The organism is Rhodanobacter soli (genome assembly GCF_039523495.1).
Taxonomy (GTDB): Bacteria; Pseudomonadota; Gammaproteobacteria; order Xanthomonadales; family Rhodanobacteraceae; genus Rhodanobacter; species Rhodanobacter soli.
The window spans coordinates 1044524-1059321 of record NZ_BAAAFK010000001.1; the positions used below are offsets into that span (position 1 = coordinate 1044524).

Annotated in this window: 8 protein-coding genes; all 8 read left to right on the forward strand. The window is 63.1% G+C overall.

Annotation, left to right across the window (positions count from 1 at the left end; genetic code table 11):
* Window positions 1-292 precede the first annotated feature (292 nt).
* The gene (gene rplJ / locus ABD024_RS04625; RefSeq protein ID WP_343850158.1) at window positions 293-826 is read left to right on the forward strand and encodes a 50S ribosomal protein L10; all 534 of its coding nucleotides are present in this window, start codon (window positions 293-295) and stop codon (window positions 824-826) included.
* A 45-nt stretch (window positions 827-871) separates the two neighbouring features.
* Complete coding sequence (rplL, locus tag ABD024_RS04630) at window positions 872-1240, forward strand: 50S ribosomal protein L7/L12 (RefSeq protein WP_077515272.1); 369 nt, start codon at window positions 872-874, stop codon at window positions 1238-1240.
* Window positions 1241-1461: 221 nt separating this feature from the next.
* The gene (gene rpoB, locus ABD024_RS04635; RefSeq protein ID WP_483434645.1) at window positions 1462-5625 is read left to right on the forward strand and encodes a DNA-directed RNA polymerase subunit beta; all 4164 of its coding nucleotides are present in this window, start codon (window positions 1462-1464) and stop codon (window positions 5623-5625) included.
* A 25-nt stretch (window positions 5626-5650) separates the two neighbouring features.
* Window positions 5651-9865, forward strand: coding sequence for a DNA-directed RNA polymerase subunit beta' (gene rpoC, locus ABD024_RS04640; protein WP_343850163.1), 4215 nt, complete (start codon window positions 5651-5653; stop codon window positions 9863-9865).
* 177 nt (window positions 9866-10042) lie between these two features.
* Window positions 10043-10417, forward strand: coding sequence for a 30S ribosomal protein S12 (rpsL, locus tag ABD024_RS04645; RefSeq protein ID WP_056386848.1), 375 nt, complete (start codon window positions 10043-10045; stop codon window positions 10415-10417).
* 12 nt (window positions 10418-10429) lie between these two features.
* Window positions 10430-10897: a 30S ribosomal protein S7 gene (rpsG, locus tag ABD024_RS04650; protein WP_343850166.1), complete on the forward strand. Its 468-nt coding sequence runs from the start codon at window positions 10430-10432 to the stop codon at window positions 10895-10897.
* 186 nt (window positions 10898-11083) lie between these two features.
* On the forward strand, window positions 11084-13201 hold the full coding sequence (gene fusA / locus ABD024_RS04655) for an elongation factor G (protein WP_343850168.1): 2118 nt from the start codon (window positions 11084-11086) through the stop codon (window positions 13199-13201).
* A 49-nt stretch (window positions 13202-13250) separates the two neighbouring features.
* Window positions 13251-14441, forward strand: coding sequence for an elongation factor Tu (gene tuf / locus ABD024_RS04660; protein WP_343850170.1), 1191 nt, complete (start codon window positions 13251-13253; stop codon window positions 14439-14441).
* Window positions 14442-14798: the final 357 nt, after the last annotated feature.

Here is a 14798-nt window from a genome sequence, read left to right on the forward strand (position 1 = left end):
GTTCTTCGCATGAAGATCGGGGCCGCTGTCAAAGACCGCAGGCGCGTTCAGCGCGCGACGACGACGGGCAGGGAGCTCGTACAAGGCAGGGAATCGCCGTCGCCGCCAGCGGGATCGCTTAATCGGGTTTCCTGCAAATCCGGCCTGCGTAGATGGTGCTGCCCCTTCTGGAATCGTTCGATTTTCTGGAAAGGCCAACACCCGGGACCCCCGCGTCCCCGACGTCACGGATGGCGTCGCCCAGGACCGCAAGCGGCAGGAGCCGTAAGCGGAGTTCATTTGGAGGAGTGCAATGGCTCTCAATCTGTCTCAGAAGCAAGAAGTAGTCGCCGAACTGGCAGAAGTTGCCGCGAAGGCTCACTCCCTGGTCGCTGCCGAGTATGCGGGCACCACGGTCGAACAGATGACCGCGATGCGCAAGAAGGCCCGCGAATCCGGCGTGTACTTGAGGGTTGTCAAGAACACGCTGGCGTCGCGCGCCGTGGTCGGTACCGAGTTCGAGGTCGTCAAGGACGCCCTGGTCGGTCCGCTGCTGTACGCATTCTCGACGGAAGAACCCGGCGCTGCCGGGCGTCTGATCAAGGAATTTGCCAAAAGCAACGACAAGCTGAAGGCGAAAATCGTCTCGGTGGAAGGCAAGCTGCTGCCGGCTGCGCACGTCGACGTGCTGGCCTCGCTGCCGACCCGCGAACAGGCGCTGGCCATGCTGGCCCGCGTGCTGGCCGAACCGGCCACGATGTTCGCCCGTGTCGTCAAGGCTGTGGCCGACAAGCAGGGTGGTGGCGAAGTCGCTGCCGAAGCCCCGGCCGAAGCCGAGCCCGCCTAAGTTCAACGTCTATTCAAACCGAATCCATTTCCAGAGGTAAATCAAATGTCCCTGACCAACGAACAGATCGTTGAAGCCGTCGCCGCCAAGTCGCTCATGGAAGTGATGGACCTGGTGAAGGCCATCGAAGAGAAGTTTGGCGTGACCGCAGCTGCCCCGGTCGCCGTGGCCGGTCCGGCCGCTGCTGCCCCGGCTGCCGAAGCGCAGACCGAATTCGACGTCATCCTGAAGACCGCCGGCGCCAAGAAAGTCGACGTGATCAAGGCTGTCCGCGCGATCACCGGCCTGGGCCTGAAGGAAGCCAAGGACCTCACCGAGGCCGGCGGCGTCCTGAAGGAAGCCGTATCGAAGGAAGATGCCGAGAAGTTCAAGAAGGACCTCGAAGCTGCCGGCGCCACGGTCGAACTGAAGTAATCGGCGCCCTTGCGCGTCGTCAGTTTGATCTAGCGTCAAGCAAGCCTGGGGGCGTGAGCCCCCGGGCTTTGCCTGCTTAGGCGGGAAGGGGAATGGAGAATAGGGATTCGCAGGTCGATTCCCCATTCTCGATTCCCAAATCCGCGGATTTGTCGAACATCTGATTTTTCATTCAGCCGGTGTGTGCACCACCGGCGTCACTGCGAACCGAGGCGCTACCGATCATGGCCTACTCGTTTACCGAGAAGAAACGCATCCGCAAGGATTTTGGCAAGCGTCCGCCCGTACTGGGCGTGCCGAACCTGCTGACCATCCAGACCGATTCCTACCGGGAGTTTCTGCAGGAGCATGTCGCGCCGAAACAGCGCGGCGAGAAGGGTTTGCATGCCGCGTTGAAGTCGGTGTTCCCGATCTCCAGCTATTCGGGCAATGCAGCGCTTGAGTATGTCGATTATCGCCTCGGCGAGCCGGCGTTCGACGAGCGCGAGTGCCGTAACCGCGGCATGACCTATGGTGCGCCACTGCGCACCACCGTGCGCCTGGTCATCTACGACAAGGACAGCCCGGCCTCGAAGAAGGTGGTCAAGTACATCAAGGAGCAGGAGGTCTACATGGGCGAAATTCCGCTCATGACCGACACCGGCACCTTCATCATCAACGGCACCGAGCGCGTGATCGTCTCGCAGCTGCATCGTTCGCCGGGCGTGTTCTTCGACCACGATCGCGGCAAGACGCACAGCTCGGGCAAGCTGCTGTTCTCGGCGCGCGTGATTCCCTACCGCGGCTCCTGGCTGGACTTCGAGTTCGACCCGAAGGACGCGCTGTTCACCCGCATCGACCGTCGCCGCAAGCTGCCGGTGACGGTGCTTCTGCGCGCGCTCGGCTACAGCAACGAGGAGATGCTGGGCATCTTCTTCGAGCACAACGTGTTCCACCTGGGCAAGAAGGGTGGCACCACGCTGGAGCTGGTCGCCGAGCGCCTGCGCGGCGAGACGCTCTCCTTCGACCTGGCGATCGGCGGCAAGGTGCTGGTGGAAGCCGGCAAGCGCATCACCGCGCGTCACGTGCGCCAGCTGGCGGCCGAGAACATCACCGCGCTGGAAGTGCCGGACGACTACCCGGTCGGCCGCATCGTGGCGACCGACATCGTCGACGCGAAGACCGGCGAGCTGCTGGCCTCGGCGAATGACGAGATCACTGCCGAGCAGCTGGAGAACTTCCGCAAGGCCGGCATCGAGATCGTGCCGACGCTGTACGTCAACGACCTCGACCGTGGCGCCTACATCTCGCACACCCTGCGCATCGACAACACCAAGACGCCGCTGGAGGCGCTGGTGGAGATCTATCGCATGATGCGCCCGGGCGAGCCGCCGACCAAGGATGCCGCGCAGAATCTGTTCTTCAACCTGTTCTTCACCTTCGATCGCTACGACCTGTCGGGCGTGGGTCGGATGAAGTTCAACCGCCGCGTGGGTCGCAAGGAAATCCTAGGCCCGGGCGTGCTGTACGACCACAAGTACTTCAGCGAGCGCAAGGAAGATGCGTCGCAGGCGATGGTCAAGGAACTGGGCGAAAGCTCCGACATCCTAGACGTGCTGAAAGTGCTGATCGACATCAAGAACGGCCACGGCACCGTCGACGACATCGACCACCTGGGCAACCGTCGCGTGCGTTCGGTCGGCGAGATGGCCGAGAACACCTTCCGCATCGGCCTGGTGCGCGTCGAGCGCGCGGTGCGCGAGCGCCTGTCGCTGGCCGAGGCCGATGGCCTGACCCCGCAGGACCTGATCAACGCCAAGCCGGTCGCGGCGGCGGTGAAGGAGTTCTTCGGCTCCTCGCAGCTGTCCCAGTTCATGGATCAGAACAACCCGCTGTCGGAAGTGACGCACAAGCGCCGCGTTTCCGCACTCGGGCCGGGCGGCCTGACCCGCGAACGCGCCGGCTTCGAGGTGCGCGACGTGCACCCGACCCATTACGGCCGCGTCTGCACCATCGAAACGCCGGAAGGCCCGAACATCGGCCTGATCAACTCGCTGGCCGTGTATGCCCGCACCAACTCGTACGGCTTCCTCGAGACGCCATACCGCAAGGTGGCGAACAGCAAGGTCACCGACAAGGTCGATTACCTGTCGGCGATCGAGGAAGGCGACCACGTGATCGCCCAGGCGAACTCGCCGCTGGACAAGCACGGCGCGTTCCTGGAGGACTTCGTGTCCTGCCGTTTCCGCGGTGAATCCGAGCTGCGTCCGGCCGCCGAGGTCGACTACATGGACGTCTCGCCGATGCAGACCGTGTCGGTCGCCGCGGCGCTGGTGCCGTTCCTGGAGCACGATGACGCGAACCGCGCCCTGATGGGCGCGAACATGCAGCGCCAGGCCGTGCCGACGCTGCGTTCGCAGACCCCGCTGGTGGGTACCGGTATCGAACGCGCGGTGGCGCGCGACTCCGGCGTCATCGTTTCCGCCAAGCGCGGCGGCGTGATCGACCAGGTCGATGCGGCGCGCATCGTGGTGCGCGTCAACGAAGAAGAGGTCGGCGACAACGACGCCGGCGTCGACATCTACACGCTGACCAAGTACACCCGCTCCAACCAGAACACCAACCTCAACCAGCGTCCGCTGGTGAACGTCGGTGACGTGGTGGCGAAGGGCGACACGCTGGCCGACGGTTCGTCGACCGATCTGGGTGAGCTCGCGCTCGGCCAGAACATGCTGATCGCGTTCATGCCGTGGAACGGCTACAACTTCGAAGACTCGATTCTGCTGTCCGAGCGAGTCGTGCAGGAAGACCGCTACACCTCGATCCACATCGAGGAGCTGTCCTGCATCGCGCGCGACACCAAGCTGGGCGCCGAGGAAATCACCGCCGACATCCCGAACGTGGGCGAGCAGGCGCTGGCGCGTCTGGACGAGTCGGGCATCGTCTACATCGGTGCCGAGGTGAAGGCCGGCGACATCATGGTCGGCAAGGTCACGCCGAAGGGCGAGAGCCAGCTGACCCCGGAAGAGAAGCTGCTGCGCGCGATCTTCGGCGAGAAGGCGTCGGACGTGAAGGACTCGTCCTTGCGCGTGCCGCCGGGCATGGACGGCACCGTCATCGACGTGCAGGTGTTCACCCGCGACGGTATCGAGAAGGACAAGCGCGCCAAGCAGATCGAGGAAACCGAGGTCAAGCGGGTCCGCAAGGATCTGGACGACCAGTTCCGCATCCTCGAGGGCGCGATCTACAGCCGCATGCGTACCCAGCTGGTCGGCAAGTCCGCGATGAGCGGTCCGGGCGGCCTGAAGCGCGGCGCGGAGATCACCGACGCGTACCTGGACGGCCTGAAGAAGGACGACTGGTTCAAGATCAACGTCAAGGACGAGGAAGTCACCGAGTTCCTCGAGCGCGCGGCCGACCAGGTCAAGCGCCACAAGGAGGAGTTCGACAAGCGCTTCAAGGAGAAGCAGGGCAAGATCACCCAGGGCGACGATCTGGCACCGGGCGTGCTGAAGATGGTCAAGGTGTTCCTGGCCGTGAAGCGCCGCATCCAGCCGGGCGACAAGATGGCCGGCCGCCACGGCAACAAGGGCGTGGTATCGAACGTGGTGCCGGTCGAGGACATGCCGTACTCCGCCGACGGCGTGCCGGTCGACATCGTGCTGAATCCGCTGGGCGTGCCGTCGCGCATGAACATCGGGCAGATTCTGGAAGTCCATCTGGGCTGGGCCGCCAAGGGCCTGGGCAAGAAGATCCAGAAGATGCTCGAGGCACAGGAGAAGGTCGCCAAGATCCGCGAGTTCCTCGACCAGATCTACAACACCCATGTGGCCGGTGCCGTGCAGCACGTCGATCTGAAGTCGCTCACCGACAAGGAGATCTTCACGCTCGCCACCAATCTGCAGGAAGGCGTGCCGATGGCGACGCCGGTGTTCGACGGTGCGGAAGAGACCGAGATCAAGGCGATGCTCAGGCTTGCCGACCTGCCGGAATCCGGTCAGACCATGCTGTACGACGGCCGTACCGGCGAGGCGTTCGATCGCCCGGTCACCGTGGGCTACATGCATTACCTCAAGCTCAACCATCTGGTCGACGACAAGATGCATGCGCGTTCCACCGGTCCGTACTCGCTGGTCACCCAGCAGCCGCTGGGCGGCAAGGCGCAGTTCGGCGGCCAGCGCTTCGGCGAGATGGAAGTGTGGGCGCTGGAAGCCTACGGCGCGGCGTACACCCTGCAGGAAATGCTGACGGTGAAGTCCGACGACGTGCAGGGCCGCAACCAGATGTACAAGAACATTGTCGACGGCAACCACGAAATGTCCGCGGGCATGCCGGAATCCTTCAACGTACTGGTGAAGGAAATCCGCTCGCTCGCCATCGACATCGATCTGGAAGAGATCAAGTGATCCGCGCAGTCACCGGAGATTTCGAATGAAAGACCTGCTCAATCTGTTCAACCAGCAGCGCGCGACGCCGGATTTCGACGCGATCAAGATCGCGCTGGCCTCGCCGGAGCTGATCCGCTCGTGGTCGTACGGCGAAGTGAAGAAGCCGGAAACCATCAACTACCGTACCTTCAAGCCGGAGCGTGACGGCCTGTTCTGCGCCGCCATCTTCGGACCGGTGAAGGACTACGAGTGCCTGTGCGGCAAGTACAAGCGCATGAAGCATCGTGGCGTGGTCTGCGAGAAGTGCGGTACCGAGGTCACCCTGGCCAAGGTGCGTCGCGAGCGCATGGGCCACATCGAGCTGGCCAGCCCGACCGCGCACATCTGGTTCCTCAAGTCGCTGCCCTCGCGCATCGGCCTGATGCTGGACATGACCCTGCGTGACATCGAGCGCATCCTGTATTTCGAGGCGTTCGTGGTGATCGATCCGGGCATGACCGCGCTCGAGCGCGGCCAGTTGCTCAGTGAGGACCAGTACCTGGAAGCGACCGAAGAGCACGGCGACGAGTTCGACGCGCGCATGGGCGCCGAGGCGGTGTTCCATCTGCTGAAGTCGCTCGATCTGCCGGGCGAAGTCATCCGCCTGAAGGAAGAGATCGGCTCCACCAACTCCGAGACCAAGCTGAAGCGGCTGACCAAGCGCGTGAAGCTGATCGAGGCGTTCCTGGAATCCGGCAACAAGCCGGAGTGGATGGTGCTGACCGTACTGCCGGTGCTGCCGCCGGACTTGCGTCCGCTGGTGCCGCTCGATGGTGGCCGCTTCGCCACCTCCGATCTGAACGATCTGTACCGTCGCGTGATCAACCGCAACAACCGCCTGAAGCGTCTGCTCGAACTCAATGCGCCGGACATCATCGTGCGCAACGAGAAGCGCATGCTGCAGGAATCGGTCGACGCGCTGCTCGACAACGGCCGTCGCGGCCGTGCCATCACCGGCACCAACAAGCGCGCGCTGAAGTCGCTCGCCGACATGATCAAGGGCAAGCAGGGTCGCTTCCGCCAGAACCTGCTCGGCAAGCGCGTGGACTACTCCGGTCGTTCGGTGATCGTGGTCGGCCCGACCCTGCGCCTGCACCAGTGCGGCCTGCCGAAGAAGATGGCGCTGGAGCTGTTCAAGCCGTTCATCTTCGCCAAGCTGCAGGCGCGTGGCGAAGCCACCACCATCAAGGCGGCGAAAAAGCTGGTCGAGCGCGAGGAAGCCCAGGTGTGGGACATCCTCGAAGAGGTGATCCGCGAGCATCCGGTGCTGCTGAACCGTGCACCGACCCTGCACCGTCTGGGCATCCAGGCGTTCGAGCCGAAGTTGATCGAAGGCAAGGCGATCCAGCTGCATCCGCTCGTCTGTACGGCGTTCAACGCCGACTTCGACGGTGACCAGATGGCCGTCCACGTGCCGTTGTCGATCGAGGCGCAGCTGGAAGCGCGCACGCTGATGATGTCGTCCAACAACATCCTCAGCCCCGCCAACGGCGAGCCGATCATCGTGCCGACCCAGGACGTGGTGCTGGGCTTGTATTACATGACCCGCGAGCTGATCAACGTCAAGGGCACCGGCATGGTGTTCTCCGGCATCTCCGAGGCGCGTCGTGCGTACGACAACCGCGCGGTCGAGTTGCACGCCAAGGTCAAGGTGCGTCTGAAGCTGGTGCACATTGCCGAAGACGGCACCCGCACCCACGAGACCAAGATCGTCGATACCACCGTCGGCCGTGCACTGCTGGCGGAAATCCTGCCGGAAGGCCTGCCGTTCGAGCTGGCCAACACCGAGCTGACCAAGAAGAACATCTCGCGCCTGATCAACTCCAGCTATCGCTTGCTGGGGCTGAAAGAGACCGTGGTGTTCGCCGACAAGCTGATGTACACCGGCTATCGCTTCGCGACCCGTGCCGGCATCTCGATCGGCATCGACGACATGCTGATTCCGGCCGAGAAGAAAACCATTCTTGACGAAGCCGAGAAGGAAGTCGTCGAGATCCAGCAGCAGTACCAGTCGGGTCTGGTCACCGCTGGCGAGCGCTACAACAAGGTGGTCGATATCTGGTCGCGCACCAGCGAACTGGTGGCCAAGGCGATGATCGATGGCATCGGCACCGAGAAGGTGATGGATGCCGACGGCAAGATGGTCAGCCAGAAGTCGATGAACTCGCTGTACATCATGGCCGACTCCGGCGCGCGTGGTTCGGTCGCGCAGATCCGCCAGCTGGCCGGCATGCGTGGCCTGATGGCGCGTCCGGACGGCTCGATCATCGAGACCCCGATCAAGGCCAACTTCCGCGAAGGCCTGAACGTGCTGCAGTACTTCAACTCCACCCATGGCGCCCGCAAGGGCCTGGCGGATACGGCGTTGAAGACGGCGAACTCCGGCTACCTGACCCGGCGCCTGGTCGACGTGGCCCAGGACGTGGTCATCACGATGGACGATTGCGGCACCGAGAACGGTGTGATCATGCAGCCGATCGTCGAAGGCGGCGACGTGGTCGAGCCGTTGCGCGAGCGCGTGCTGGGCCGTGTGGTGGTCGAGGACGTCTACGCCCCCGGCGACGACGACCAGCCGATCGTCACCCGCGACACCCTGCTCAACGAAGCCTTGGTCGAGAAGCTCGACAAGGCCGGCGTGCAGATCCTCAAGGTGCGTTCGCCGATCACCTGCGAAGCCGCGCATGGCGTGTGCAAGCTGTGCTACGGCCGCGACCTGGCCCGTGGTCACCTGGTCAACATGGGTGAGGCGGTGGGCGTGGTTGCCGCGCAGTCGATCGGTGAGCCGGGTACCCAGCTGACCATGCGTACGTTCCACATCGGTGGTGCGGCTTCGCGAGCGGCAGCGGTGGACAACGTGACGGTGAAGACCACCGGCTCGCTGAAGTTCAACAACCTGAAGTCGGTACAGCACAAGCAGGGTCACCTGGTTGCAGTGTCGCGTTCGGGCGAACTGAGCGTGATCGATGCCAGCGGCCGCGAGCGCGAGCGCTACAAGGTGCCGTACGGCGCCATCATCGCGGTCAAGGACGGTGCGCCGGTCAAGCCGGGCCAGACCGTGGCGAACTGGGATCCGCATACCCATCCGATCGTCACCGAGGTGGCCGGCGTGGTGCGCTTCATCGACTTCCTCGATGGCGTTACCGTGCAGAGCCAGACCGACGAACTGACCGGCCTGGAGTCGGCGGTGGTCACCGACCCGAAGCGCCGCGGCGCGCAGGCGAAGGACCTGCGTCCGATCGTGCGCCTGGAAGACGCCAAGGGCCGCGAGCTGAAGCTGCCGGGTACCGACATCGCCGCGCAGTACTTTCTGCCGGCCGGCGCGATCGTGTCGATCCAGAACGGTGCCGAAGTGGGCGTGGGTGACGTGGTTGCCCGTATCCCGCAGGAAAGCTCGAAGACCCGCGACATCACCGGCGGTCTGCCGCGTGTGGCCGATCTGTTCGAGGCGCGCAAGCCGAAGGAGCCGGCGATCCTGGCCGAGCGCTCCGGCATCATCAGCTTCGGCAAGGACACCAAGGGCAAGCAGCGTCTGGTCATCAAGGATGTCGACGGCAACGAGCACGAAGAGCTGATCCCGAAATGGCGCCAGGTCATCGTGTTCGAAGGCGAGCATGTGGAGAAGGGCGAGACCGTCGTCGACGGCGAGCCGAGTCCGCATGACATCCTGCGCCTGCTGGGCGTGGAGCCGCTGGCCACGTACCTGGTCAAGGAGATCCAGGACGTGTACCGCCTGCAGGGCGTGAAGATCAATGACAAGCACATCGAGGCGATCATTCGCCAGATGCTGCGCAAGGTCGAGATCGTCGAGCCGGGCGACAGCCATTACCTGCGCGGCGAGCAGATCGAGCGCGTGCGGATCAATGGTGAAAATGATCGTGCGGTCGCCAAGGGCGAGCGTCCGGCCGAATACCAGTCGATCCTGCTGGGCATCACCAAGGCATCGCTGGCCACCGAGTCGTTCATCTCGGCAGCCTCGTTCCAGGAAACCACCCGCGTCCTCACCGAGGCGGCGGTTCGTGGGACGCGCGATACCTTGCGCGGCCTGAAGGAAAATGTTATTGTCGGCCGTCTTATTCCGGCAGGCACGGGCTTGGCGTACCACGCATCGCGTCGTCGCCAGGGCGGCCTGACCGCCACGGAACTGGAGACTCTTTCCGGTTCCGCATCCGCGGTCTCGTTCGCCGAGGCTTCGGTCGGCAGTGAAAACGGTGTCGAGTAAACCCGTTCGGGATCCTACTCGCTGACATACGAAATGAGGTGCATGGACGCACCTCGTGTTCGGGTCCAGGACGGCTGAGCGTTGGCTTGCCTATGGCAGGCTGCTCATGTTAAATTCCCGCTTCTTGGCAGACCGAGCTTATTCGGGCTGCCTTTATGTTTTCAGGAACAGCTTCGCATGACGACAGTCAACCAATTGGTGCGCAAATCCCGCAGCCCCAAGACCTACAAGAGCGGGTCGCCGGCCCTGCAGAGCAGCCCGCAGCGTCGTGGTGTCTGCACGCGCGTTTACACGACCACCCCGAAAAAGCCGAACTCGGCCCTGCGCAAGGTTGCCAAGGTGCGCCTGACCAATGGCTTCGAGATCATCAGCTACATCGGTGGTGAAGGCCATAACCTGCAGGAGCACTCGGTGGTGCTGATCCGCGGCGGTCGCGTCAAGGATCTGCCCGGTGTGCGTTACCACACGGTGCGCGGCAGTCTCGACTGCGCTGGTGTCACCAAGCGCCGTCAATCGCGCTCGAAGTACGGCGCCAAGCGCCCGAAAAAGTAAAGGACTCGAAACATGTCGCGTAAAGGTTCACATCCCGCCCGTCTGGTTCTGCCGGATCCCAAGCACGGCAGCCAGCTGATTGCCCGTTTCATCAACATGGTGATGAAGAGCGGCAAGAAGTCGGTGGCTGAAAGCATCGTCTATGGTGCGCTGCAGTATATCGGCGAAAAGAATGCCGAGCCGGTGGCTCTGGTCGAGAAGGCGCTGAACAACATCGCTCCGGCGGTCGAAGTGAAGTCGCGTCGTGTCGGCGGTGCCACCTACCAGGTGCCGGTCGAAGTGCGTCCGGGTCGCCGCATGGCGCTGGCGATGCGCTGGGTCATCGACGCTGCCCGCAAGCGCGGCGAGACCTCGATGCCGCGCAAGCTGGCTGCCGAGTTGCTGGAGGCTTCGGAAAGCCGCGGTGGCGCTGCCAAGAAGCGTGAGGAAACGCACCGCATGGCAGAGGCCAACAAGGCCTTCTCGCATTACCGCTGGTAATTGCCTTGCTTTGCCGTCCTCGCTGACGGCAAAGCGCAAATCCGCCATTCACGGCGGACTCTTGGAGTTCAAGCCGTCTTCCCTGATGGCAAGAACAAGCCGGCATGCAAGTCGGACTCTTCACTAAAAGCGTGGCCCGGACGGCCGCATAGAATCGGGCAGGCAGCCCGGCACAGGTACATACCAATGGCACGCACCACTCCAATCGATCGCTACCGCAATTTCGGCATCATGGCCCACATCGATGCCGGCAAGACCACCACCACGGAGCGCATCCTGTTCTACACCGGCGTCAGTCACAAGATTGGCGAGGTGCACGACGGTGCCGCCACGATGGACTGGATGGAGCAGGAGCAGGAGCGTGGCATCACCATTACTTCGGCGGCGACGACGGCGTTCTGGAAGGGCATGGATGGCTCGCTCGAGCAGCATCGCTTCAACATCATCGACACTCCCGGACACGTCGACTTCACCATCGAAGTCGAGCGTTCGCTGCGCGTGCTTGACGGCGCCGTGTTCGTGCTGTGCGCGGTCGGTGGCGTGCAGCCGCAGTCCGAGACCGTGTGGCGCCAGGCCAACAAGTACAAGGTTCCCCGTCTCGCCTTCGTCAACAAGATGGACCGCACCGGCGCCAACTTCGACAAGGTGGTCGATCAGCTGAAGACCCGTCTTGGCGCGCATCCGGTTCCGATGCAGGTGCCAATCGGCGCCGAGGACGGTTTCGAGGGCGTGGTCGACCTGCTCAAGATGAAGGCGATCGTCTGGGACATGGAGTCCCAGGGCATGAAATTCGTGCTCAAGGATATTCCTGCGGATCTGGCCGACAAGGCTGCGGAAGCGCACAGCTTCATGGTGGAATCCGCTGCGGAAGCCACCGAGGAGCTGATGAACAAGTATCTCGAAGGTGGTGACCTCACCATGGACGAGATCATCGCCGGCCTGCGTCAGCGCACGCTCGCGAACGAGATCATCCCGGTGTTCTGCGGTACCGCGTTCAAGAACAAGGGTGTCCAGGCGATGCTCGACGCAGTGGTTCAGCTGCTGCCGTCGCCCGCCGACCGCCCGCCGGTTGCCGGTATCGACGAGAACGATCAGGAAGCCACGCGCAAGGCGGACGATGCCGCGCCGTTCTCCGCGCTCGCGTTCAAGATCATGACCGATCCGTTCGTCGGTTCGCTGACGTTCTTCCGTGTCTATTCGGGCATGTTGAACTCCGGCGATGCCGTGTACAACCCGATCAAGAGCAAGAAAGAACGCATCGGCCGTATCCTGCAGATGCATGCGAACGAGCGCCATGAGCTGAAGGAAGTCCGTGCTGGCGACATCGCCGCCGCGGTCGGCCTGAAGGATGTGACGACTGGCGATACGCTGTGCGCGCAGGATCACATCATCACTCTGGAGCGCATGACGTTCCCTGAGCCGGTGATCTCGATGGCGGTCGAGCCGAAGACCAAGTCGGACCAGGAAAAGATGGGCGTCGCCCTTGGCCGTCTGGCCGCGGAAGATCCGTCGTTCCGCGTGCGCACGGACGAGGAGTCGGGCCAGACGATCATCTCCGGCATGGGTGAGTTGCACCTGGACATCCTGGTCGATCGCATGCGCCGCGAGTTCAACGTCGAGGCGAATGTCGGCAAGCCGCAGGTGGCCTACCGCGAGACGATCCGCACGTCGGACGTCAAGTCGGACTACAAGCACGCCAAGCAGTCGGGCGGCAAGGGCCAGTACGGTCATGTCGTGATCGAGCTGTCCCCGATGACCGAGGCCGATCGCGCCGACCCGAACGTGAAGAATGATTTCCTCTTCATCAACGACATCACCGGTGGCGTGATTCCGAAGGAGTTCATCCCGTCGGTCGAAAAGGGCCTGCGCGAGACCATCACCAGTGGTCCGCTGGCCGGCTTCCCGGTCGTCGGCGTGAAGGTGAAACTCGTGTTCGGCTCCTATCATGACGTCGACTCGTCCGAAATGGCGTTCAAGCTCGCCGCATCCATGGCGTTCAAGCAGGGCTTCGCGAAGGCGTCGCCGGTGCTGCTCGAACCGATCATGAAGATCGAAGTGGTGACGCCGGAAGATTACGTCGGTGATGTCATGGGCGACCTGAGCCGCCGCCGTGGCCTGCTCCAGGGCCAGGACGACACGCCGTCGGGCAAGACCATCGACGCGATGGTTCCGCTGGGCGAGATGTTCGGCTACGCGACGACCATCCGCTCGCTGACCCAGGGTCGCGCCACCTTCACGATGGAATTCGACCACTACGCCGAAGCGCCGAACAACATCGCCGAGCAGGTCATGAAGAAGGCCTGATAAGGCCGGCTTTCCAATACATACCGTTCTTTTCTAGAGGTTCAGAGTCATGGCAAAGGGTAAATTCGAACGCACCAAGCCGCACGTCAACGTCGGCACGATTGGTCACGTGGATCACGGCAAGACGACGCTGACGGCGGCGCTGACGAAGGTCGGTGCGGAACGTTTTGGTGGCGAGTTCAAGGATTACAGCGCGATTGACCGTGCGCCGGAAGAGAAGGCGCGTGGCATCACGATCTCGACCTCGCACGTCGAGTACGAATCGCCGATGCGTCACTACGCGCACGTCGATTGCCCGGGCCATGCGGACTATGTGAAGAACATGATCACCGGTGCGGCGCAGATGGATGGCGCGATCCTGGTGTGCTCGGCCGCGGACGGCCCGATGCCGCAGACGCGCGAACACATCCTGCTGAGCCGTCAGGTCGGCGTGCCCTACATCGTGGTCTACCTGAACAAGGCGGACATGGTGGACGACGCCGAGCTGCTCGAACTGGTCGAGATGGAAGTGCGCGAGCTGCTGACCAAGTACGACTTCCCGGGCGACGACACGCCGATGATCCACGGTTCGGCCAAGCTGGCGCTGGAAGGCGATCAGAGCGAGATCGGCGTGCCGTCGATCATCAAGCTGGTCGATGCGCTGGACAGCTACATCCCGGAGCCGGTGCGTGCGGTCGACAAGCCGTTCCTGATGCCGGTGGAAGACGTGTTCTCGATCTCGGGCCGCGGCACCGTGGTGACCGGTCGTATCGAGCGCGGCATCATCAAGGTTGGCGACGAAATCGAAGTGATCGGCATCCGTGACACGCAGAAGACCACGGTCACCGGCGTGGAGATGTTCCGCAAGCTGCTGGACCAGGGTCAGGCAGGCGACAACGCCGGTCTGCTGCTGCGCGGTCTGAAGCGTGACGACGTGGAGCGTGGCCAGGTGCTGGCCAAGCCGGGCACGATCACCCCGCATACCGACTTCGAGGCCGAGGTGTATGTGCTGTCGAAGGACGAGGGTGGCCGTCATACGCCGTTCTTCAAGGGCTACCGCCCGCAGTTCTACTTCCGCACGACCGACGTGACGGGTGCCGTGACCCTGCCGGAAGGCGTGGAAATGGTGATGCCGGGCGACAACGTGAAGATGGTGGTGAGCCTGATTCACCCGATCGCGATGGATGAGGGCCTGCGTTTCGCCATCCGCGAGGGCGGCCGTACCGTCGGCGCCGGCGTGGTGGCCAAGGTCATCAAGTAAGAGCGGTTGGATCGCACCGGGTCGTCAGTGGCGACCTGGTGTCGGCCAGTTTCCTGCCGATCGCATCAGGTGAAGTGTTCTTTGCGAGATTTGTCATCGGACCACTTCACTAAGCAAACATTTGCAGGTATACTTCGCAGCTCACTTGTCGGTCAGGGCTTGACCCTGACCGATCTACCGCGAAATGAGGCGCAGGACGTGCTTCGAGTTCGCTGGCCGAGGACCGGCCCTCGCAAGTCGACGTAATCGCAGGGCACGCCCTGCTGAGTACGTCTTTTTGCGCGAGATGCAAACCTGTCCAAGCGAGCCAACCGGTGCTCGCTTGGTCTTTTCGAATTGGGGCCGTGCGGAATCTCC

Coding starts and splice junctions, on each gene's coding strand:
- rpoC (WP_343850163.1), top strand. CDS start 5,651: ATGAAAGACCTGCTCAATCTGTTCAACCAGCAGCGCGCGACGCCGGAT.
- rplL (WP_077515272.1), top strand. CDS start 872: ATGTCCCTGACCAACGAACAGATCGTTGAAGCCGTCGCCGCCAAGTCG.
- rplJ (WP_343850158.1), top strand. CDS start 293: ATGGCTCTCAATCTGTCTCAGAAGCAAGAAGTAGTCGCCGAACTGGCA.
- tuf (WP_343850170.1), top strand. CDS start 13,251: ATGGCAAAGGGTAAATTCGAACGCACCAAGCCGCACGTCAACGTCGGC.
- rpsG (WP_343850166.1), top strand. CDS start 10,430: ATGTCGCGTAAAGGTTCACATCCCGCCCGTCTGGTTCTGCCGGATCCC.
- fusA (WP_343850168.1), top strand. CDS start 11,084: ATGGCACGCACCACTCCAATCGATCGCTACCGCAATTTCGGCATCATG.
- rpsL (WP_056386848.1), top strand. CDS start 10,043: ATGACGACAGTCAACCAATTGGTGCGCAAATCCCGCAGCCCCAAGACC.